This window comes from Desulfobacter sp., from assembly GCA_028768525.1.
Classification (GTDB): Bacteria; Desulfobacterota; Desulfobacteria; order Desulfobacterales; family Desulfobacteraceae; genus Desulfobacter.
Genome location: CP054837.1, coordinates 4,676,322 through 4,695,948 on the forward strand (window position 1 = coordinate 4,676,322; position 19,627 = coordinate 4,695,948).

A 19,627-nucleotide genomic window follows, 5' to 3' on the forward strand; every position below is an offset into this window, starting at 1 on the left:
GATATAAGGAGTTCAATCATGAAAAAGATATATATGGCAGCCATGTTCATCCTTTTTACGGCAGCGGCAGCCGTGGCGGGAGATGCCGCCCCCCATGCCCAGGCCATCGTAAAAAAAGCCAACCACATGGCCCTTTACCAGGGCGCAGCCATGAAGGGCCGGGTGAGCATTGAAATTCGGGACAAACAGGGCCGGGTGAGGCGCCGGGTCCTGAATATCCTTCGCCGGGACAATGACGGGGAGGGGGAGGGCGGCCAGAAATACTTTGCCTATTTCAGATCCCCGGCCGATGTCAGGAAGATGGTCTTTATGGTACACAAGCATGCCGATCCCGCAAAGGAGGATGACCGGTGGCTCTATATGCCGGCCATGGACCTGGTGAAGCGCATCGCCTCCGGGGACAAGCGCACCAGTTTTGTGGGCTCGGATTTCCTCTACGAGGACATTTCTGGCCGGGGAATATACGAGGACAGCCACAGGCTGGTCGAGACCACGGCCACCCATTTCATCCTGGAGAACCGGCCCAAAGACCCGGGGGGCGTGGCCTTTGACCATTACCTGGCCCATATCAACCGCCGCACCTTTGTTACGGAAAAACTCGAGTTTTACAAAAAGGGGGGCCGGCTCTACCGCACCATGGAGGCCCTGGAGGTGAAGAATATAGCGGCCCTGGACAATGGCCGGCCCGTCTCCTATCCCACGGTGGTGAAATCAAAGGCCTGCAACCTTTCAACGGGCAGCGTCTCCCTGATGACCGTAACGGATATTGAATACAACCCGGAACTGGGGGAGAAGGTCTTCAGCGAGCGGTACCTGAGGCGGCCGCCCAGGGAGATCACCCGATGAGGGCATGCACCGGGGCGGCATTGGCCGCCCTGGCTGCGGTCCTCTTCTGGCTGGCCCCTGTCCGGGCCGGAGCGCCCGTCCCCGGGGTGGTTTCCATAGTGGAAAATGCTGAGGTCAACGGGTTCGTCGAGGTGAGGGCCGGCTGCCGCACCGGGGAAGATCCCGGGGAAGACCGGGCATCGGTGATGGAGGCCCGGCTCCAGCTGGAGCTGTTCACCTATACGGACCATATGGATATGAAATTCAAGGGGGATGTGGCGGCCGACGGCATCATGGACAGGGTTGAATTCGACCCCCGGGAGGCCTGGATATTCACCCGGGCCCTGGGCGGGGGCGACCTTACAATGGGCCGGCAGGTCCTGACCTGGGGCACCGGGGACCTGGTCTTTTTAAATGACCTCTTCCCCAAGGACTGGCAGTCCTTTTTCACGGGGAGGGACGCCGAGTACCTCAAGGCGCCCTCGGATGCCGTCAAGCTCAGCCTCTTTTCGGACCTGGCCGACGTGGATCTGGTCTACACCCCGCTCTTTGACCCGGACCGGTATATCACCGGGGAGTACCTCTCCTTCTGGAATGCCGGCGCCGGGCGGATCACCGGCAGGGAGGGGATGGCCGGGGCGGCCCGGCCCGGCCGGTGGTTCCGGGACCATGAACTGGCCTGCCGGATCTACCGGGCCATGGCCAATTGGGAGCTGGCCCTCTACGGCTACCGGGGATTCTGGAAGACCCCGGCCGGCAGCGACGGCCGGGGAAGGGCGGTGTTTCCCCGGCTCAACGTTTACGGGGCCAGCATCCGGGGGCCTGTGGCCGGGGGCATCGGCAACCTGGAACTGGCCTGGTACGATTCCAGGGAGGACCGGGGGGGCGGCAACCCCCTGGTGGACAACTCCCAGCTCAGGTTCCTGGCCGGGTATGCCCGGGACCTGGGGGGGGATCTCAATGCCAGCCTCCAGTATTATATGGAGCATATCCTGGGCCACGGTGCCTATGAATCAGGCCTGGGCGGACAACCGGCAAAGGACCGCTTCCGCCATCTGATTACCGTGCAGGTCACCCAGCTGCTCCTGGGCCAGACCCTGGAACTGAGCCTTTCGGGGTATTTCTGCCCCGGCGACCAAGACCTTTATCTCAAGCCCTGTCTGGGATACCAGTACACCGATGAGATCACCCTGGAGGCCGGGGCCAATATTTTCCGGGGCCGGGAGCCTCACACCTTTTTCGGGCAGTTTGAAAATAATAATAATGTATATGCAGCCATCCGGTACCATTTTTAATGGGTATGAAAATGGCCGGGAAAATAAGGAGAGATGTAATGAAGCCTGAAGTGAAAAAATGCGGGGGCAACGGGCCCAGCAGCTATTGGATGCAGGACCCGGTGTTATTGTTCGACGCCCTGGGCATCCGGCCCGGGGAGGAAATTCTGGATCTGGGGTGCGGGGCCGGGGATTATACCCTGGAGGCGGCCCGAAGAACCGGGGAGGGGGGCTGCGTCACTGCAGTGGACCACTGGCCCCCTACCGTTGACGGGATGGCCGCTGCGGCCGGGGCCCGGGGCCTCACCCAGGTCCGTGCCCTTAAGGCCGATCTCCTCCATCCCCCCCTGCCGGTGGCCCAAAATTCCGTGGACCTGTGCATGGTGTTCACCGTGCTCCACATTTTTGACATGGAACGCTTCAGTGACAGGGTGTTCCGGGAACTGGCCCGGGTGATCCGCCCGGGGGGGCGCCTGGCCGTGCTGGAGTGCAAAAAAGAGGAGTGGTCCTTTGGCCCGCCCCTGCACATGCGCCTGTCCCCGGGGGAGGTCGAGACCTTTATCCGGGGGTATGGTTTCCAAAAAACGGGGTTAAAGAATTTCGGGTACAATTATCTTCTCAGTTTTACCCTGGAGGCCTGATCGCCGGATTCGTGGCGGGTCAGTGGAGTACTATTGGCGGACCTGTGGCGGATCGGGGCCGGCAGAATCATTTTTACTTTACCGCCGTTATGGTCTAACATGGGCAGTCCGCGGCCGGCCCGGAAATTTGTTAAAACCGGGTATCTGTGCAGAGAAATGCGGCCGCCCCGAAAACGGCATAAGAATAGGAGAGTCAGATGCAGGACGGCAAGGCACCAACGCTTTTTTGTTTTAAACCCTCCACCGGTTCCCGGGACAGCATCTCCAATGAAGCGGCATGGGGCCACAGGGAGATAAGTATCCGGCCGGGCCTGTGGATGAGTCTGATTAATTTCACCTCGGCCGACCGGATCAGCCTGGATTACGAAAAGCAGTTTCCGGTGATTGATTTCGGGTTCGTGATTTCCGGAAATATCCTGAGACGGGGGCCGGGACCGGAATCCCGCCCGGAACCGCTCCAGGTGAGAAGCGGCATCAGCGGCACCCGGCTGGAAACCCGGCAGTCCGGCTCCTTTGTGGTGCCGCCCCGCCAGGAACAGCAGATCCTCCATCTTCATATGACCCTTCCCTTTTTCAGGAGCGTGGTCAAAGACGAGGCCGGTGTCCTGCCCCGGGGGCTGAGGGAGGCCCTCAAGGGGGATTCCCAGGCCGAGTTTACCAGCGCAGGGCCCATGGGGCCGGATATTCAGTCCGTGGTCTACCAGGTGCTGAACACCTCCAGCAACGCCTATCCCTGGCCCCTTTACCTGGAGGGGAAAAGTCTGGAACTGCTCTCCCTTCAGCTGGCGGCCCTGAGTCTTGACCACCGCAGGCCAACGGCGAAGAGGCTCAACAGGGGCGAACGGGAACGGATCAAGGAAGCCAGGGCCTTCCTGGTGGATAATCTCCAGTCCCCCCCCGGCCTCAGGGAGCTTGCCTCCGGGGCCGGCATGAGTCCGGCCAAGCTCCAGGCCGGTTTCCGGCAGGCCTACGGGATGAGCGTGTTTGATTATTTCAGGGAATATCGGATGCTCAAGGCCAGGGATCTTCTGGCCCGGACGGACACCAACGTGAGCGAAACCGCCTGGCAGGTGGGGTATGTCAATGTCAGCCATTTTTCCGCCGCCTTTAAAAAGCGGTTCGGCATCCTGCCCAAGCATTATCTGAAAATGCACCTGGACTCGCCGCCTGATGCAGGCATTGAAAAATCCCGTTAATGTGAAAAAATTATCCGCAAATATGTTGAAATGAGTTGATCGTTGTATGGTCTCGCCTGTATAAGAAACGGAACCTAAATGATAAGGTGTTTTAAGGCAGGTCCCCATGACGATGAAACAAGATGTGGCCGGCGCCCTTTTACTGCTCATCCCCTACTATATAGGGTTTCACGAAGAGGGCATTGAACTGTTGCTGGAGGATATGGCCGAACTGGTGGCCATCTCCGGGTTTGCCTCCACCATGGCCTATTTCCAGCAGCGTTTACTCCGGCTGATGAATCAATACCGGGATGACAGCCGGACCGATTATCTGCCCCAGCTTGGCAACCGGCTGGCCTATACCCGGGCCGTAAAAGAGATTGACACCCTGGCGGTGGACAGGCGGAAGACGCTGGCCCTGCTTCTAATGGATATGGACAACTTCAAGCGCATCAATGACCTGTACGGGCACCGGTGCTGGGATCTGCTGCTGAGGGAATTCGCCCGCCGGCTGGAACGGCTGGGCGCCGGCAGGGCCTTCAGGATCGGGGGAGATGAATTTGCCCTGCTGGTGGATGAAACATTGGGCATGGATGCCCGGCAGGCCGCAAACCGTTCCTTGATTTGCTCCGGCTGATTGTCGATGCATGTGCCCATGTTTTTATATTGACACCCGGTTAACTGAGTTGCTAATTTAAAAGACTCGGTTCATTAAATTTCTATTTTTTCACCCTGGATACAGCGGATCATTTATGACTGGAAAAAAAAGCCTTGTTACCGTCTTTTGGAGTTCAATTACCTTACTTTATCTGGTGATGGTCTGCCTCCTGGTCTATCTCTGGGTGGGCTGGGAACTCAAAACCCGGAAGAGGGAATTCAACCAGGTCCGGCAAACCTATGTGGAAACCCAGAAATCCGCCATAAAGAAACAGGTCCAGCAGGCCATTCACTATATTGAGCATAAAAAATCCCTGGCTGAAAAACGGGTAAGGTCCGAGGTGAGGTCACGGACCCTTGAGGCCTGGGAAATCGCCAGCCACATATGGAAAAAAAATGAGGCCCGTCTGCCCCCCGAAAGGATTGAAAGGCTGATCCATGACGCCTTGTTCGCTGCGGTCTGGGACGAGGGAAAAGGGTACTATTTTGCTGAGGACATGGCCGGAAAGGAGAGAGTGAACCGGAATAATCCTGAGCTGGAGGGCAAAAACCTCATGGAAACCCGGGACTCCAAGGGGAAATATATCATGAGGGATTTTATCCGTGTGGTCCGGTCGCCTGAAGGGGAAGGGTTCTCCACCTACCATTGGAACAAGCCCGACGCGCCCGGTATCCTGGTACCCAAAATTTCCTACCTCAAGTATTTTGCCCCCTTGGACTGGGTGATCGGGAGCGGAAAATACATAGCTGAGGAAGAAGAAAAAATAAAGCGCGAAGTCCTGGCATATCTTGACAGCCTAAAATTGGGGGAAGAGGGGTATATTTTTGCGGCCACCTTTGAGGGCGTCAGCCTTACCGGCCCCCTGAAAGGGAAAAATACCTATGAGATACAGGACGCCAATGGGGTGAAAATCGTTCAGGAACTGATCAAGTCAGCCCGTTCCGGCGGCGGTTTTGTCACCTATGTGGCCCCCAGGTTCAAGGGCCACAGGCCTGCCCCGAAAATCAGCTATGCACAGACCGTAGACGACTGGGGATGGTATATCGGCACCGGGGTCTATGTGGATTCAATTGAAAAGGGCATTGCCCGGAAACAGGACGAATTGGCACACAATACCCGGATGCTGATTTTAAAAACGGTCCTGGTGCTGGCCGCCTCTGTCCTGGCCTCGGTTTTCCTGGCATGGCGGGTCTCGAAAAGAATCGGAATCAACCTGGCTCTGTTTACCCGTTTTTTCAAGCAGTCTGCCACCCGGCACAAACTCCTGGAAAACGAGCAGATTTCTTTTTCAGAATTTGTTCCCCTGGCCGCATCGGCCAATGAGATGCTCAGTGAAAGAAACGCCTATGAGGCGGCACTGGCCAGGAGCGAAAAAAAATACCGCAGACTGTTCGAACAGTCCAAGGATGCCTTTCTGCTCATTGACGACGGGAAAATCGTTGACTGCAACCAGGCGTCCATCGATATGCTGGGCTATACCGGCAAAGATCAGCTGCTTTCCGTCCTGCCGTCGGATATTTCGCCCCCGGTCCAGCCGGACGGAAGGGATTCCGCTGCCAAGGCCAGAGAAATGATGGATATGGCCACACAAAAGGGGAGCCACCGGTTTGAATGGGAGCATAAACGGGCGGACGGCAGTGTGGTGCCGATGGAGGTGCTGCTCACGGCCATTGCAACCGAGGCCGGCCGGCAGATCCTTCATACCACCTGGCGGGATATCTCCGGCCGGAAAAAGGCCGAAGCCCTGATGATCCAAACGGAAAAAATGATCACCGTGGGCGGCATGGCGGCGGGCATGGCCCATGAACTTAACAATCCTCTGGCCGGCATGATCCAGAGTGCCCAGGTGATTAAAAACAGGATGAATCCCACCCTTCCCGCCAATGTGGCTGCCGCCAAAAAAGTGGGCATCAGCCTGGAGGGGCTGGGGGAATATGCCCGGCAGAGGGATATTTTGAATTTTCTGGATACCATTGTCGCCACAGGCGACCGGGCGGCCAGGATTGTGAGCAACATGCTCAATTTCATCCGTAAGAAACCGGGGGAGAAAAGCTTTGGGGACATCGGCCGGATCATGGACCAATCCATTGAACTGGCCGTAAACGATTTCAGCCTGGCGAAGAATTACGATATCCGCCAGGTCCGCATAACCAAAACCTATGCACCGGATCTGCCTGCGGTGCTTTGTGAAGAGATCAATATTCAGCAGGTATTTTTTAATATGCTGAAGAATGCCGCCCAGGCCATGGCCGACGACCCCGATTCCTCGAAAAAACAGCCCAGGATAGACATTTCCATATCATGGGAAAAGGAAAAGGTCTGCATTGCCATCCGGGACAACGGCCCGGGCATGGACCCGGAGGTGGCCAAACGGATTTTCGAACCCTTCTACACCACCAAACCGGTGAACCAGGGGACCGGGCTGGGATTGTCCGTCTCCTATTTTATCATTGTTGAAGACCACGGGGGCAGCATGGATATCTCTTCCCAACCGGGGCAGGGCACAGAATTTTCCATCTATCTGCCCCTTGGCGCCGAAGAAAATTCCCAATAGGGGGCCCCAGGCCGGCATCCATTACGGATCCCCATTTGAAAGTTTACTATCCTTAAACTAAGTTTAGTCCATATGCAACTTATTTAAATCATGCTTGATTTCGGGGGTAAAATTATGCTACTCCAATTCCCCTGTTTCTGAATTGATGATCTTAAACCGAATTATGGGAGTTGTGAAATGTTGACAAAACGAACGGTAAAAAAAGGGGTGGCCCTGGCTGTGGCTGCCGTATTTATGGCTGCGGCGGGAAGTGCATGGGCTGCGGGATTCAAAAAAGAGTACAAGATGCAGGTGACGGTGGGGCCCAAGTTCTACTGGGGCATGGGGGCCCTTAAGTTTGCCGAACTGGTGAAGGAGAAGACCAATGGGCAGATTAATATCAAACCCTATTTCGGATCCGCCCTGCTCAAGGGGGCCCAGCTTAAAAGCTCCCAGATGGTGGCCAAGGGCGTCATCGACTGCGCCATGGATTCCACCATCAACATCAGCCCGGTGATCCCCGAGGCCAATATTTTCCACCTTCCCTTTTTCCTGAATAATTTTGAGAACCTGGACCGGGTGAAAAACGGCGAAGCGGGCAAGGCCGTGTTTGCCGCCATGGAGGCCAAACGGCTTCAGCCCCTGGCCTGGGCCGAAAACGGGTTCCGCCAGCTGACCAACAGCAAGCGGGCCGTGAAGCGCCCCGCCGACATGAAGGGCCTGAGAATCCGGGTGGTGGGCAATCCCATGTTCCTGGACACCTTCAGGGCCCTGGGGGCCGATCCCGTGAACATGAACTGGGGGGATGCGGTTGCCGGTTTCCAGCAGGGCGTGGTTGACGGCCAGGAAAATCCGGTGGGGGTTCTGGTCCCGGTCCAGATCCACCAGTACCATAAATATGCCACCCAGTGGAACTATGTGGTGGATCCCCTGATTTTCTATTGGAACCAGCGTCAGTGGAAGAAATTCCCCAAGGAGATCCAGGATGCCATCATGGCGGCGGCCAGGGAAGCCGGCCGGTATGAGACCGCGCTCTGCCGGGCCGGCCTTGACAAGGGGGAATCCATCAGGATCCTTAAAGAGGAATTCAACACCGAGATGGCGGTGCCTGCGCCCCTGGCCCATATGGCTGAAAAGGGGATGAGCGTGAACACCCTCACCGATGAAGAGCGCCAGGCCTTTATCGATGCCACCCGCTCCGTATACGACAAGTGGATCGGCAAGATCGGCAAGGATGTCTACGAAAAAGCCAAAAAGGATATGGCCCAATAGGGTTGAAACGCCTCCAAGGGGAGCCGCTCAACCCCCCGGGCCTGTAAGACCCATTGGTTGTTAATCAGCCCCGGAAGCCGGCAGTCCGGTTTTCGGGGCCCTTTGTTTCAGGGAGAGTTAATGTGAAAAAGGGAATCCTGGGCATCCGGCTGGACCACTGGCTGGTGGCCATTTTGCTGGCGGTGATGGCCCTCATCGCCTTTATCAATATTTTAAGCCGGTATATCTTTCATTTTTCCTTTGCAGCCACCGAGGAGATCACCATCAACCTCTTTGTCTGGATGACGGTGATCGGCATGGGCATTGCCTTTGAACGGGGAGGGCAGCTGGGCATGGTCACCTTTTTCAATATGTTTCCGTCCCGGCTGCAAAAGGCGTCGGTGCTTATCTATTCCCTGCTGGCGGCCGGACTTTTTCTGGTCCTCAACTACTATATGATCCAGGCCATTTACGATGAAATCACCCTGTTTCAGGCAAAGTCCGCCTCCCTTGGGATCCCGGTGTGGATCTATTATTCGGGCCTGCCCCTGCTGTCGGTATTTGTCTTCCGGGGGATCTGGCGCGACGCCAGGGCCAAATTGTCCGGAGACGGCGGGACGGTGACCGGGACAGTGGGGGAATAATCCATGGAGTTTGTACTGATCCTGGCCCTGTTTTTCCTGCTCATGGTCATGGGCGCCCCCATCGGCACCTCCCTGGGGGTATCCGCCGTGGCCACCATCCTCTATTTTGACCTGGGGGCGGAGATGCTGGGGGTGAATTTCGCCTCGGGCATCGCCTCCTTTCCCCTGCTGGCCATTCCTTTTTTTGTCCTGGCCGGGGTTATTTTGCAGCGGGCCGGGCTGGCCGCCACCATTGCCCGGTTTTTTGAACTGCTGGTGGGACGGGCCACCGGCGGCCTGGCCATCGTGGCCGTACTCACCTGCATGTTCTGGGGGGCGCTGTCGGGGTCCGGCCCGGCCACCACGGCGGCTGTGGGCATGATATTGCTGGCCCCCATGCTTAAGAACGGCTACGGCAAGGCCTTTGCCGGGGCCACCATTGCCAATGCCTCGGATCTTTCCATCATCATTCCGCCTTCCATTGCCTTCATCATTTACGGGAATATCACCTCGGTTTCGGTGGGGGCCCTGTTTGTGGCCGGGATCGTCCCGGGGATCATCACCGGCCTGGGCACCATCCTGGTGGCCTGGTACATCTCCCATCGGCGGGGCTACCGGGGCGTGTCCCGGCGGGGCAGCGCCAAAGAAATCATGGTCGCCTTCAAGGAGTCCATCTGGGCCGTGATGGCGCCGGTGGTGGTGCTGGGGGGAATTTACACCGGTATTTTCACCCCCACGGAAGCGGCGGTGGTGGCAGTGTTCTACAGCCTTTTTGTGGCGGTGCTGATCTACCGGTCCATTACATGGCGGGATATGGTCGAGATCCTGGTGGATGCCGCCGTGACCAGCTCGGTGATCATGTTCATCGTGGTCTTTGCCGGGATTTTCACCTGGGCCGCTTCGGTCACCGGGGTCATCGACGCCCTGGCCCAGATCATCATCAGGATATCCCCCAATGCCGTGGTCATGATCATCCTGGTCAACATCCTGCTTTTCGGGCTGGGCATGATCCTGGACGCTATTTCCATCTGCTATCTGCTCATGCCCATTCTCATTCCGGTGCTGGCGGCCTTTAAGATCGATCCGGTCTATTACGGGGTGATCTTTATTTCCGCCCTGGCCATCGGCCAGGCCACCCCGCCCGTGGGGGTGAACCTCTTTACGGCGGCCAACCTGGCCGGGTGTAATGTGGACGAGATTGCCAGGGAGGCCATCCCCTTTGTGCTCATGGACCTGGTGGTGCTGGTGATCCTTTCCCTGCTGCCGGTGCTCTCCCTTTACCTGCCCATCTGGGCCGGATTGTACACGCCCTGACGGGAGGGCAAAGCGGGTTAATTTCCCGGGGGCGCCGGAAGGAGAAGCCGGGCAAGGGTGCCGCTTCCGCTTCCCGCCGGGAGGTTTTCAAGGGTGATATCGCCTTTGTGGAGCAGGGCGATTTCCCGGACAAAGTTGAGCCCTAAACCGGTGCTTTTCCGGCCGCTGTCCGGGCGGCGCAGGGAAAAGAATTTTTCAAAGATGCGGTCCGCGGCGTAACCGGGGATGCCCGGCCCCTGGTCGCTGATTTCCACGGCCAGCATCCCCCGGGTGCGGGCGGCGCGGATGACAATTTTTCCTTTGGCCGGGCTGAAGTCGGCGGCATTCTGGATGAGGTTGGACAGGGCAAGCCGGAGCAAAAAAGGGTTGCCCGCGGCAACGGTATCCGGCTGGATATTCGTGGTGACAGAGACGCCTTTGCTGTCCAGCATCGGTCCCAGGCGCTCAAGGACCTTTTGGATCAGGTCCGTGGCCGGTACGGATTCGGTGTTGTCCAGGGCATTCATATTTTCGATGGCGGCCAGTTCCAGGAGCCGGTCCACCAGCCGGCGGATCCGCTGGGATTCGGTGCGGATATTGCCCAGAAACCGCTCCCGGTGTTCCTCGGGCATATCTTCTTCCAGAAGTTCGGCCGCCCCCTGAATGGCGGCCAGGGGACTTTTGATTTCGTGGGTCAGGGTCTGGACGTAGGTTTCCACGTATTTTCTGTTTTCCAGGGCGATTTTCATCCGTTCAAAGGCCCGGCCCATGTCGCCGATTTCCGTGCGGTCCAGCCGGGGGAGGGCGGTTTTGCGCCCGGCCCGGATATCTTCGGCATAGCGGGTCAGCCGTTTCACCGGCCGGGTGATGACTACCACGGCCAGGACCGACAGCCCAAGGATAACGGCGCCGATGGCCAGGGCACGGGATTTGATCTTTTCCCGGGCCGCCGTCATGAAGAGATTGATGTTGGTGGTGGGCTTGGCCACGGTGAGTACCCCCCGGATGTCATCTTTCACCAGGATGGGTGCGGCCACGTAGAGGATGGTTGAGGTTTCTTTGCCGGGGTCCTCCCGGGAGGAGCGGGCCCCGTACTGGCCCCTGAGGGTGAGCCAGACGTCCCGCCACTTGGAATAGTCTTCTCCCACGGCGGCCTTACCCTGGGAGTCAAAGAGAATCATTCCCTTTTCATCGGTGATATAGATCCTCAGGTCCACCCCGGTTTTGTCCAGGTGGTATATTCTGGAGTTGAACCGGCTTTCATAGGCCCGGTGAAATATTTCCCCCAGTTCATTGGGGGCGAATTCTCCTGCCTCCATCTGCCGGGAGACCATGGCGGCCAGGATGCGGGACTGGTCCACCAGGGCCTCTTCCACCCCTTCCAGGTAGCGCAGCCGGATATTGTCCATCATGCCCGAGGTGAGCCACCACAGCCCCGTGCCCGTGATCAGGAATACGGCAAAAAGTATTTTGGCGGCCAGCTTCACAGATCTGCCCTATTCACAGGGATTCCTTGAGGGAATAGCCCAGGCCCCGGTGGGTTTTGATGGGGTCTGTTTCCGGTGTCACGGCCCTGAGCTTGGCCCTCAGGTTTTTGATGTGGGCGTCCACGGTGCGGTCCATGCTCATATCCGGCTCGTCCCAGGCCATCTCCATGAGCCGGTCCCGGGAGAAGATCTGCCCGGGCCGCCGGATGAGGATGGCAAGGAGGCGGTATTCGTACCGGGAGAGGTCCAGGGCCCGGCCCCTGTATACGATTTTGTGACGGCCGGGGTCCACGGTGAAGATTTCCCGGGTGCTGCCGGGGGCGGCAGGCGTCTCCATGCTGCCCCGGGTCCTGCGGAGTACGGCCCGTACCCTGGCGGTGAGTTCCCTGGGACTGAAGGGCTTGACCACATAGTCGTCGGCACCGATTTCCAGGCCCACCACCCGGTCGATTTCCTGGGCGCGGGCGGTAAGGAAGATCACCGGAATGTTGCCTTTTTCCCGGATGGCCTTGCACAGTTCCATCCCGTTCATGTCCGGCAGCCCGATATCCAGGATCACCAGGTCCACGGGATGGGAATCGATCCGGTGGAGGACGGGGCCCCCTTCGGCCTCCCACAGGGTGTCAAAGCCCTCGGTGGACAGGGCGAAGATGATATTGTCCGCGATGGCCGGTTCGTCTTCCACAATGAGTATTAAGGGTTTCATGTCCTCTTTCATACCGGATCGATTCCTTATTTTCAACCGGGAGCGTCGGTGGGGCGCGCCTTTTTTATGCCGGGCACCCGTATCCTGCGCTGTGTTGTTCTGGCCGGCCTGGGTTTGGGTTTGAAAACCTGGTCCCAGTCCACCCCCGCCGTGACCTTCATGAGCACCCCCAGGGTGACCACGGTGCCGCAGGCTACGATGATGCCGGTGATCCCCTCGATGAAAAAGGTGTAGGAAAAAAGCACCAGAAAAAAAAGCTGGCCGGCCACGGCGATCTTCCAGGGAAAGCGGTCTCCCAGGGCCGCGGAGAGGTAAAAGGTGACCAGGCCCACGGAGACGGCGGCGGACAAAAGGAAGGCCAGGTGGATCCAGACATGGCCGGCCAGGTAGGAGAGCAGCAGGTGGAAGGAAAAAAAGCCGGCCGTGACAAAGAGGAAATGCATGGGATGGATGCTGATATTGTACATGATGCCCATGGTGGTCACCAGGATGAAGAAAAAGAGCAGGCAGACCGGGGCGAAATAGGTGATCCGGGTGGTCAGGGGGCCGGGGTTGAGTTTTTTGGGGACAATGATGCCGACGGTGCTGTTGGTGATCAGGTCCGAGGCCTTCCATTCCAGGGTCATTCCCTGGTCTCCGGCCCCTGCCTTTTCCATGGGGGAGAGGCTGCCCGGCAGGAAATCCACATCGGTGAAGCCTGTATTGGCGGTAAGGGAAAAGTCTTTCACCCGGCCTGTGCCGCGGGGGTGGCCGACCGGTCGGTACTCCCAGGTGTCCAGGCCCCGGGTCCTGTAATGGAGATGGAACCGGGCCGATTTGCCCGGTGCAAGTTCAATGATCTCGTCCATGCCGCCCCGGGTGTCCACGGGGGCGGAAAGGGGACGGCCGTCCAGGCGGGCGGCAAAGGCGTCGTAGGTGGCGCCTTTGGCCGGGAAATCAAAATGGAGGTAGACGGTCTGGGCCACGGGCTGGTGGTTTTTTACGGTGTATATTCCGTCGAATTCGCAATTATAGGTGGAATACCAGAGCAGCCCTTTTTTACGGTAGTCCGGTGTGATGTCCACCCGGATGCTGCTGGCTTCGGGCATCAGTTCCTTTGTCCGGTCCGTGCCCGGGATTTTTACCCAGAACCGGGGGGCGTCCTGGGAAAGGGGGCGGCCCCAGAGGGCGGCCACCATGGGACCCAGCCGGCCGGCATAGGTGTGGGACCGGACCGAGGTGACCGTGCCCAGGGTCCACCATCCGGCCCATCCCAGGGCATAGATAACGGCGATGCAGATGATTTTTTTGATGCTCATGATGGGTTTCCTTTTTTAACGGGTTCTTTGTAAGAGACGGCCATGGTCACGGCTTCGCCTTTGTGAAAGGAGCGGGAAAAATAATAGGGGGTGCCGGAAAATTCCCCCGGTGCCCTGGCTTTAAAGGGGCGGGACGGGGAGAGCGGCCCCTGGAAGGAGACCAGTTCCACCCGCTTGGGAAGGCCCAGGGCGATATTGATCCTGCGGGCGGGCAGGGCCATTCGGGGCAGGGTCAGGTCCAGCCGGCCGTGGAGCCCCAGTTTCCTGCCCCGGCTGAGCAGGGACAGTTCCAGGCGGGAGTCCCTGTCCCGGGCCAGGGGGAAGATCCAGTCGCCTCCGGGGCTTTTATAGACTTTTACTTTTTTGTTGTTGATTTTGCACTGCCAGATTTCCGCTCCGGCCAGGGCTTTCACGGCAAAGGCGGCCCCGGCTTCCGGGGGGATTTTGGCCGAGATGACGGAGAGAATATTGCCGCCTTCCTCAAAGGTGGTAAAGCAGTGGACCGTATCCAGGACCACGGGCGGGGTGGATACCGCTTTATAGCTTCGGGAAATGGCTGCCTGTTTTTCGGCGGCCCTGGCCCGGGCCGCTGCCCCGTGACTGAACCGTATTTTCAGGGTGGACCGTGGGGAAAAATGCCAGGTGCCGGTACGGGTCTGCACCCCGGGCAGGTCCAGAAGCACGGTGTCGTTTTGTGCCGTGGCCGCCAGGGCATTTTCCAGGGCCCTGGGGATTTTAAGGGCGATATAGGCGCTGTTGTTGTCTTCGCCGGCGGGGATGAAAAAGGTCAGGGCCAGGGAAAAGGCGGGGTCCCCGGAAGGGAAAAAACAGATGCCCCCTGAATTTTTCTCGCCGCTGACCAGGGCACCGCCTGTGACGTTTTTAACCTCCCGGATGATGATTTTATCACTGAACAGCGGGATGGCTTCGGGGGAGCCCGAGATCATGCTGCCGGAAATCTCCGCGCGGCACAGGGCGCCTTCCGGGCCGATGGCCATGTCGTACCTGGTGCTGCTAATGGTGTGGATAAACGGGGTGTCGGGCGCTTCTGCCATGAGTTCACGGCGGATTTCATCGCCGTATAGTTTTTTAAATTCCCCGTAGGGGATGGTCACGGCATTCTCGGCAAACGCGGCCGGGTAAAATGCCAGAAACATGAACAGTATCAGAATATTTTTCACCTTGCCTCCTGATCGGGTTATGGGTTCGACATCCTTGGATGTCATTTGAAACCAGGGTAGGTCAGGAAAGTGAAACCAATATGAAGTGAAATTGAAATAAATGTGAAAAGGGGGGGATTGCCGGTCTCCGGCCCCTGGGGATGCACTTTCCGATCCGGCGGCGGGAATTGTGAAGACGTTTGGGAAAAATATTTGACCGGGGGTAAAACTGTGGTATCAATAATTTATTGAGGCCCGCTCTCAATTCGTTCATTAACCATAAAACAGCGTATTCTTAGAATGAAACTTTTTAAAAACAGGTTTATGGGCATCTATTTATCCGACGATATGGTTGCGGAGGAACGGCGGCGGGCCATCATGCTGGTGGGACTCTCCCTGCCGGGCATCCTGTTTTTCACGATCTTTACCGTTTCCGCCTTTCTCCGGGACCACGTCCTGCTGGGCATGTTCGGGGTGGTGACCTCGGCAGGGCTAGCTCTCAACCTGGTTGATGCGGCCCGGCGCATGAATCATAGAATCAACGCCAGGGTCGGACTGGGGCTGGTTTCGGTCTGTTTCGTCTATCTTCTGTTTTCCGGGGGAATCAATTATTCGGCCGGGATATGGTATGTGATCTACCCGTTGGCCGCTTTTTGCATGCTGGGCGGAGATGAGGGCAATATCGCCGCCGGCATTATGTTGGTTCCCCTGGTTGCCGACGTGGTCCTGGAGATTGCTGGGCGGAGCTGGACCGGATACGGGCTGGACATGGCAATCCGCATGACAGGGGTCTATCTGATGATCTGGGGCTTTTCCTTTCTCTTTGAACGGACCCTGGAGAAGCATCAGAGGCGGCTGGACCGGATTAATACCTACCTGGAAGACAAGGTGAGGCAGCGGACCGCCCAGCTGGTCCTGGTGAATGAAGAGTTGAAAAAGGATATCCGGGAACGGCGGAAACTGGAGGAACAGCTGCTGAGGGCCGAAAAAATGGAAGCCATCGGCACCCTGGCCGGGGGCATTGCCCATGATTTCAATAATATCCTCTCGGGGATACTGGGGTATGCCGATCTGGCCAAGATGGATCTGGATCACCCCGCAGAGATGGCGGAGTGTCTTGATGAAATTATCAGCGGGGCCCAGAAAGCATCGGACCTGGTGCAGCAGATCCTGGCGGTGAGCAGGAATTCCGCCCTGGAAAAAAAGCCGGTCCAGCTCAGCAGGGTGGTGGAAGAGGCCATGAAACTTCTCCGGGCAACCATTCCGGCAACCATTGAGATCAAGACCCGGCTGCTGAGCCGGGGCCATGTCATGGCCGATGCGGCAAAGATGCACCAGATTGTCATGAACCTGGGCACCAATGCCTACCATGCCATGGGAGAAGGGGGGGGCACCCTTTCTGTCACCCTCTACAGGCAGGAGGTCCGGGGCGATGAATCCGGGCAGGAAATGCGGCACGGCCAATATCTTCGGCTGGAAGTGGCAGATACCGGCCACGGTATGGCACCCGATGTGCTCAAGAAGATTTTCAATCCCTATTATTCCACAAAGGCGTCAGGCAAGGGCACCGGACTCGGGCTGGCCGTGGTTTTCGGCATCGTCAGGGAGCATAAGGGGTATATTGATGTGGACAGCTATGTTGGAAAAGGGTCTGTATTCATTGTCCACCTGCCTGTGTTCCGGGGAAGGGTGAAAGAGGGGGGCGAGGCCCAGTCTAAAGCCCTTTCAGCGTCAGGGGGCACCGGCACCATCATGTTTGTTGACGATGAACCCAGTATCCGGAAGATCGGGAAAAACTACCTTGAACGAAAAGGATACGCGGTCCATTGTTTTGCCGAGGCCGTATCGGCCCTTGGGGCTTATGAAGAGAATCCGTCGGGATATAACCTCATCATTACGGATATGACCATGCCGGGGATGACGGGCCTGTCCCTGATTGAATCTGTTAAAGGGATCAATCCCGGCCAGAAGGTGATCCTGTGTACGGGATACAGCGAATCCATTGAAAAGGAATCGGCCGTGGCCATGGGCATTACCTACATGGAAAAGCCGGTGGCCATGGCCGAACTTGCCGGAACCGTGGGAAAGCTCCTGGCGGGCAAGGTGCCATAAAACGCGTTTCAGTCAAGGGACACTACGTCGACCGCCTTTCCGTTCACCATCCATTTCACATCCACATCAAATACCCGTATGCCGTATATCCGTTCCGGATCATTGTCGCCGGCATAGGCGGGGCGGGGATCGTTTTCAAGCATCCCGGTGATCACGGTTCGGATCTCAGGGAATTCTTTTTCCTTTTCCCGGACCTGTGCTTCGGCCCGGTCTGAAAATCCAACGCGCAACCGGACCGGGGGCGGCCCCTGGGCAAAACCATCCCGGGCATCGGGCAGGATATCCGAATAGGGGATATAGGGCTTGATATCCAGTACCGGGGTTTTATCCAGGATATCCACCCCGGAGAGGTGGAGCATGGGCCCCCTGTCCGTGATCTCCACCCGGTCCAGGGCCACGCAGGAAAGTCCGATGGGATTGGGCCGGAAAGGCGAACGGGAGGCAAACACCCCCACCTTTTTGTTTCCGCCGAGACGGGGGGGCCTGACCATGGGGGACCATTGCGGTTTTTCTTTCTTCATGTTTTTGTGAAAGAGAAAGACCAGCCAGATGTGGGAAAACCGTTCCAGTTCCCGCACCGCTTCCTCCCGGGCGAATTCGGGGTAAAACTCCAGGGTGCCCCGGGCCGTCCCCACCAGGTTGGGCTGGCGGGGAATGCCGAATTTCTCCTTGAAGCAGGTGTGCAGGATGCCGACGGGCGCTAGTTGGACTGCCACAGGGCCTCCAGTTCATCCACCCGGCTGTCAAAGTGGGCAACGGTGGCTTCCACAGGTCCGGGGGAGCCCATGTCAACGCCCGCGGTTTTCAGTTCGTCAATGGGGAACATGGAGCCGCCCAGTTTTAAAAAGGAAATATAGTCGTCCACGGCGGGCTGGCCCCTGCGGTTGATCCGGTCGGCAATTCCCAGGGCCGCGGCAATGCCCGTGGCGTATTTATAGACATAAAAGGCCGAGTAAAAATGGGGGATGCGCAGGCATTCCAGATCCAGGGCCGGGTCGATCACCATGCCCCCGCCGAAATAGTCGGCCAGCAGTTCCCGGTAGATGGTGGTGAAGGTTTCCAGGGTCAGGGGCTGGTTTTCGGCGGCTTTGCCGTGGACGACCCGTTCAAATTCGGCAAACATGGTCTGGCGGTAAAATGTGGCCCGGATATTATCGATTTCCCGGTTGAGGATATAGGCTTTCATTTCGGGCTGGTCCGCGTATTTTTTGAGCAGATGCTGCCCCAGCAGGGTTTCGTTGAGGGTGGAGGCCACCTCGGCCACGAAAATGGTGTAGTCGTGGGTGGGGTAGGGCTGGGCACGGTTGGCATACCATGAATGCATGGAATGGCCGGCCTCGTGGATCAGGGTAAAAAGGCTGTTGATGGTATTGCCGTCGTAGTTGAGCAGGATATAGGGCGGGGAATCGTAGCAGCCGGAGGAATAGGCCCCGCTCCGTTTTCCCTTGTTTTCGTACCGGTCCACCCAGCCGGCGGCAAGCCCCTTTTCAAGGGTGCTGCAGTATTCCTCTCCCAGGGGGGCCAGGGCCTCCAGACAGGTTTGCACCGCTTCATCGTATGGCATGTGAAACTCCACATCCCTGACCACGGGCACATAGGTGTCAAAGATGTGCAGTTCATCCAGGCCCAGGGCCTTTTTCCTGAAATCCAGGTAGCGGTAGAGGGGGGACAGCCCCCCCCTGACGCTGATAATCAAATTGTCGTATACGGGTTCCGGGACATTATCCCTGAACAGGGCGGCCTGTCTGGCCGTATCAAAGTTGCGGGCCCGTGCCAGGAAGAGGTCTTTTTTCACCGAGGCGGCCAGGGCCGATGAGATGGCGTGCTTATGGCCGTCGTATACGTCGTAGTACCGGTCAAAGGCGGCTTTTCGCACCTTCCGTTCCTTATTGCTTAAAAAAGAGATGAAATTGCCGTGGGTCAGGGGTTTTGTTTCGCCTTTTTCTGTGACGCTGCCGAAGTCCAGGTCGGCGTTATCCAGCTGGCTGAATATCTGTCCCGGCGCAGCCAGGCTTTCCCCGGCCATGGCCAGAAGCTGTTCTGCCTCTTCGTTGCGGGTGTGGGGAATCTTACGGATGATTTTTTCAAGGTAGAACCGGTAGGCCGCCATGTCCGGCTCCTGTATATAGGCCTTGAGGGTGGCAACGGGAACGGCCTGGATCTTGGGAACGATGAAGCTTGAGGCATCCGAAATCCGGGTGTAAAGGTTCATGGCCCGCTGGAAAAGGCTGTCCCCTGCGGGGGCGGTTTTGTCTTCATCGTTTTTCAGATGGGCGTAGGTGTATATCTTTTCCAGGTCCCGGCCCATGCTGTGGTCAAAGTCCAGGCAGGCCTTGAACTGCCGGAAATCATCGCCGAATCCGGCTTTGAATGTTTCATATTCCGCCAGTCGGGATTCCAGGTCGGTGTACAGGGCTTCCCAGTCACCGTCGGATCCGAACATGGGGGTCAGATCCCAGCAGTCTTCGGGTGATACCTTTTTTCTGGGATGGGTGGGGGGATGGGCCATGGCGCCTCCTTTGCTGTTGTTTATTTCCTGTACATCATTGGAACGGGGCCCTCATTTGTCAAGGCTGGGGAGGCGCCGGCGT

Annotated in this window: 16 protein-coding genes; 10 read left to right on the plus strand and 6 right to left on the minus strand. The window is 57.8% G+C overall.

Annotated elements, in window-relative coordinates; translation table 11 throughout:
• Nucleotides 1–33 precede the first annotated feature (33 nt).
• From HUN04_20600 to HUN04_20640, 9 genes are all read left to right on the plus strand, one after another.
• Nucleotides 34–846, plus strand: coding sequence for an outer membrane lipoprotein-sorting protein (locus HUN04_20600; protein WDP93354.1), 813 nt, complete (start codon nt 34–36; stop codon nt 844–846).
• The gene (locus HUN04_20605; protein WDP91985.1) at nt 843–2,120 is read left to right on the plus strand and encodes a hypothetical protein; all 1,278 of its coding nucleotides are present in this window, start codon (nt 843–845) and stop codon (nt 2,118–2,120) included. Before HUN04_20600 ends, HUN04_20605 begins: the two co-directional genes overlap by 4 nt.
• A 38-nt stretch (nt 2,121–2,158) precedes the next feature.
• The gene (locus HUN04_20610; GenBank protein ID WDP91986.1) at nt 2,159–2,740 is read left to right on the plus strand and encodes a methyltransferase domain-containing protein; all 582 of its coding nucleotides are present in this window, start codon (nt 2,159–2,161) and stop codon (nt 2,738–2,740) included.
• Between the two features lie 197 nt (nt 2,741–2,937).
• Nucleotides 2,938–3,936, plus strand: coding sequence for a helix-turn-helix transcriptional regulator (locus tag HUN04_20615; GenBank protein WDP91987.1), 999 nt, complete (start codon nt 2,938–2,940; stop codon nt 3,934–3,936).
• Nucleotides 3,937–4,042: 106 nt separating this feature from the next.
• A complete protein-coding gene (locus HUN04_20620; protein WDP91988.1) occupies nt 4,043–4,552 on the plus strand; it encodes a GGDEF domain-containing protein in 510 nt (169 codons plus the stop codon).
• 115 nt (nt 4,553–4,667) lie between these two features.
• Nucleotides 4,668–7,127: a cache domain-containing protein gene (locus HUN04_20625; protein WDP91989.1), complete on the plus strand. Its 2,460-nt coding sequence runs from the start codon at nt 4,668–4,670 to the stop codon at nt 7,125–7,127.
• A gap of 177 nt (nt 7,128–7,304) precedes the next feature.
• Nucleotides 7,305–8,378, plus strand: coding sequence for a DctP family TRAP transporter solute-binding subunit (locus tag HUN04_20630; GenBank protein WDP91990.1), 1,074 nt, complete (start codon nt 7,305–7,307; stop codon nt 8,376–8,378).
• A 122-nt stretch (nt 8,379–8,500) separates the two neighbouring features.
• A complete protein-coding gene (locus HUN04_20635) occupies nt 8,501–9,001 on the plus strand; it encodes a TRAP transporter small permease (GenBank protein WDP91991.1) in 501 nt (166 codons plus the stop codon).
• Nucleotides 9,002–9,004: 3 nt separating this feature from the next.
• Nucleotides 9,005–10,294 (plus strand): TRAP transporter large permease, encoded by a 1,290-nt coding sequence (locus HUN04_20640; GenBank protein ID WDP91992.1) that lies wholly within the window; start codon nt 9,005–9,007, stop codon nt 10,292–10,294.
• Nucleotides 10,295–10,311: 17 nt separating this feature from the next.
• Here HUN04_20640 and creC read toward each other — a convergent pair whose 3' ends face one another.
• Genes creC through HUN04_20660 form a run of 4 tightly spaced genes read right to left on the minus strand, consistent with a single transcriptional unit; the run spans nt 10,312 to nt 14,945 of the window.
• Nucleotides 10,312–11,760 carry a two-component system sensor histidine kinase CreC gene (gene creC, locus HUN04_20645; GenBank protein ID WDP91993.1) on the minus strand — a complete coding sequence of 483 codons (1,449 nt, stop codon included), beginning with the start codon at nt 11,758–11,760 and terminating at the stop codon, nt 10,312–10,314.
• A gap of 13 nt (nt 11,761–11,773) precedes the next feature.
• Nucleotides 11,774–12,466, minus strand: a complete 693-nt coding sequence (gene creB, locus HUN04_20650) for a two-component system response regulator CreB (protein ID WDP91994.1) — start codon at nt 12,464–12,466, stop codon at nt 11,774–11,776.
• 32 nt (nt 12,467–12,498) lie between these two features.
• Complete coding sequence (locus tag HUN04_20655) at nt 12,499–13,764, minus strand: inner membrane CreD family protein (GenBank protein WDP91995.1); 1,266 nt, start codon at nt 13,762–13,764, stop codon at nt 12,499–12,501.
• Nucleotides 13,761–14,945: a hypothetical protein gene (locus HUN04_20660; protein ID WDP91996.1), complete on the minus strand. Its 1,185-nt coding sequence runs from the start codon at nt 14,943–14,945 to the stop codon at nt 13,761–13,763. Before HUN04_20660 ends, HUN04_20655 begins: the two co-directional genes overlap by 4 nt.
• A gap of 279 nt (nt 14,946–15,224) precedes the next feature.
• On the opposite strand from HUN04_20660, the gene HUN04_20665 reads away from it, so the two are divergent.
• Nucleotides 15,225–17,036: a response regulator gene (locus HUN04_20665; protein ID WDP91997.1), complete on the plus strand. Its 1,812-nt coding sequence runs from the start codon at nt 15,225–15,227 to the stop codon at nt 17,034–17,036.
• Nucleotides 17,037–17,044: 8 nt separating this feature from the next.
• Here HUN04_20665 and tsaA read toward each other — a convergent pair whose 3' ends face one another.
• Both tsaA and pepF read right to left on the minus strand, forming a co-directional pair.
• Entirely contained in the window at nt 17,045–17,752 is a 708-nt protein-coding gene (tsaA, locus tag HUN04_20670) for a tRNA (N6-threonylcarbamoyladenosine(37)-N6)-methyltransferase TrmO (protein ID WDP91998.1), read from the minus strand.
• Entirely contained in the window at nt 17,737–19,545 is a 1,809-nt protein-coding gene (gene pepF, locus HUN04_20675; GenBank protein ID WDP91999.1) for an oligoendopeptidase F, read from the minus strand. Before pepF ends, tsaA begins: the two co-directional genes overlap by 16 nt.
• Nucleotides 19,546–19,627 lie beyond the last annotated feature (82 nt).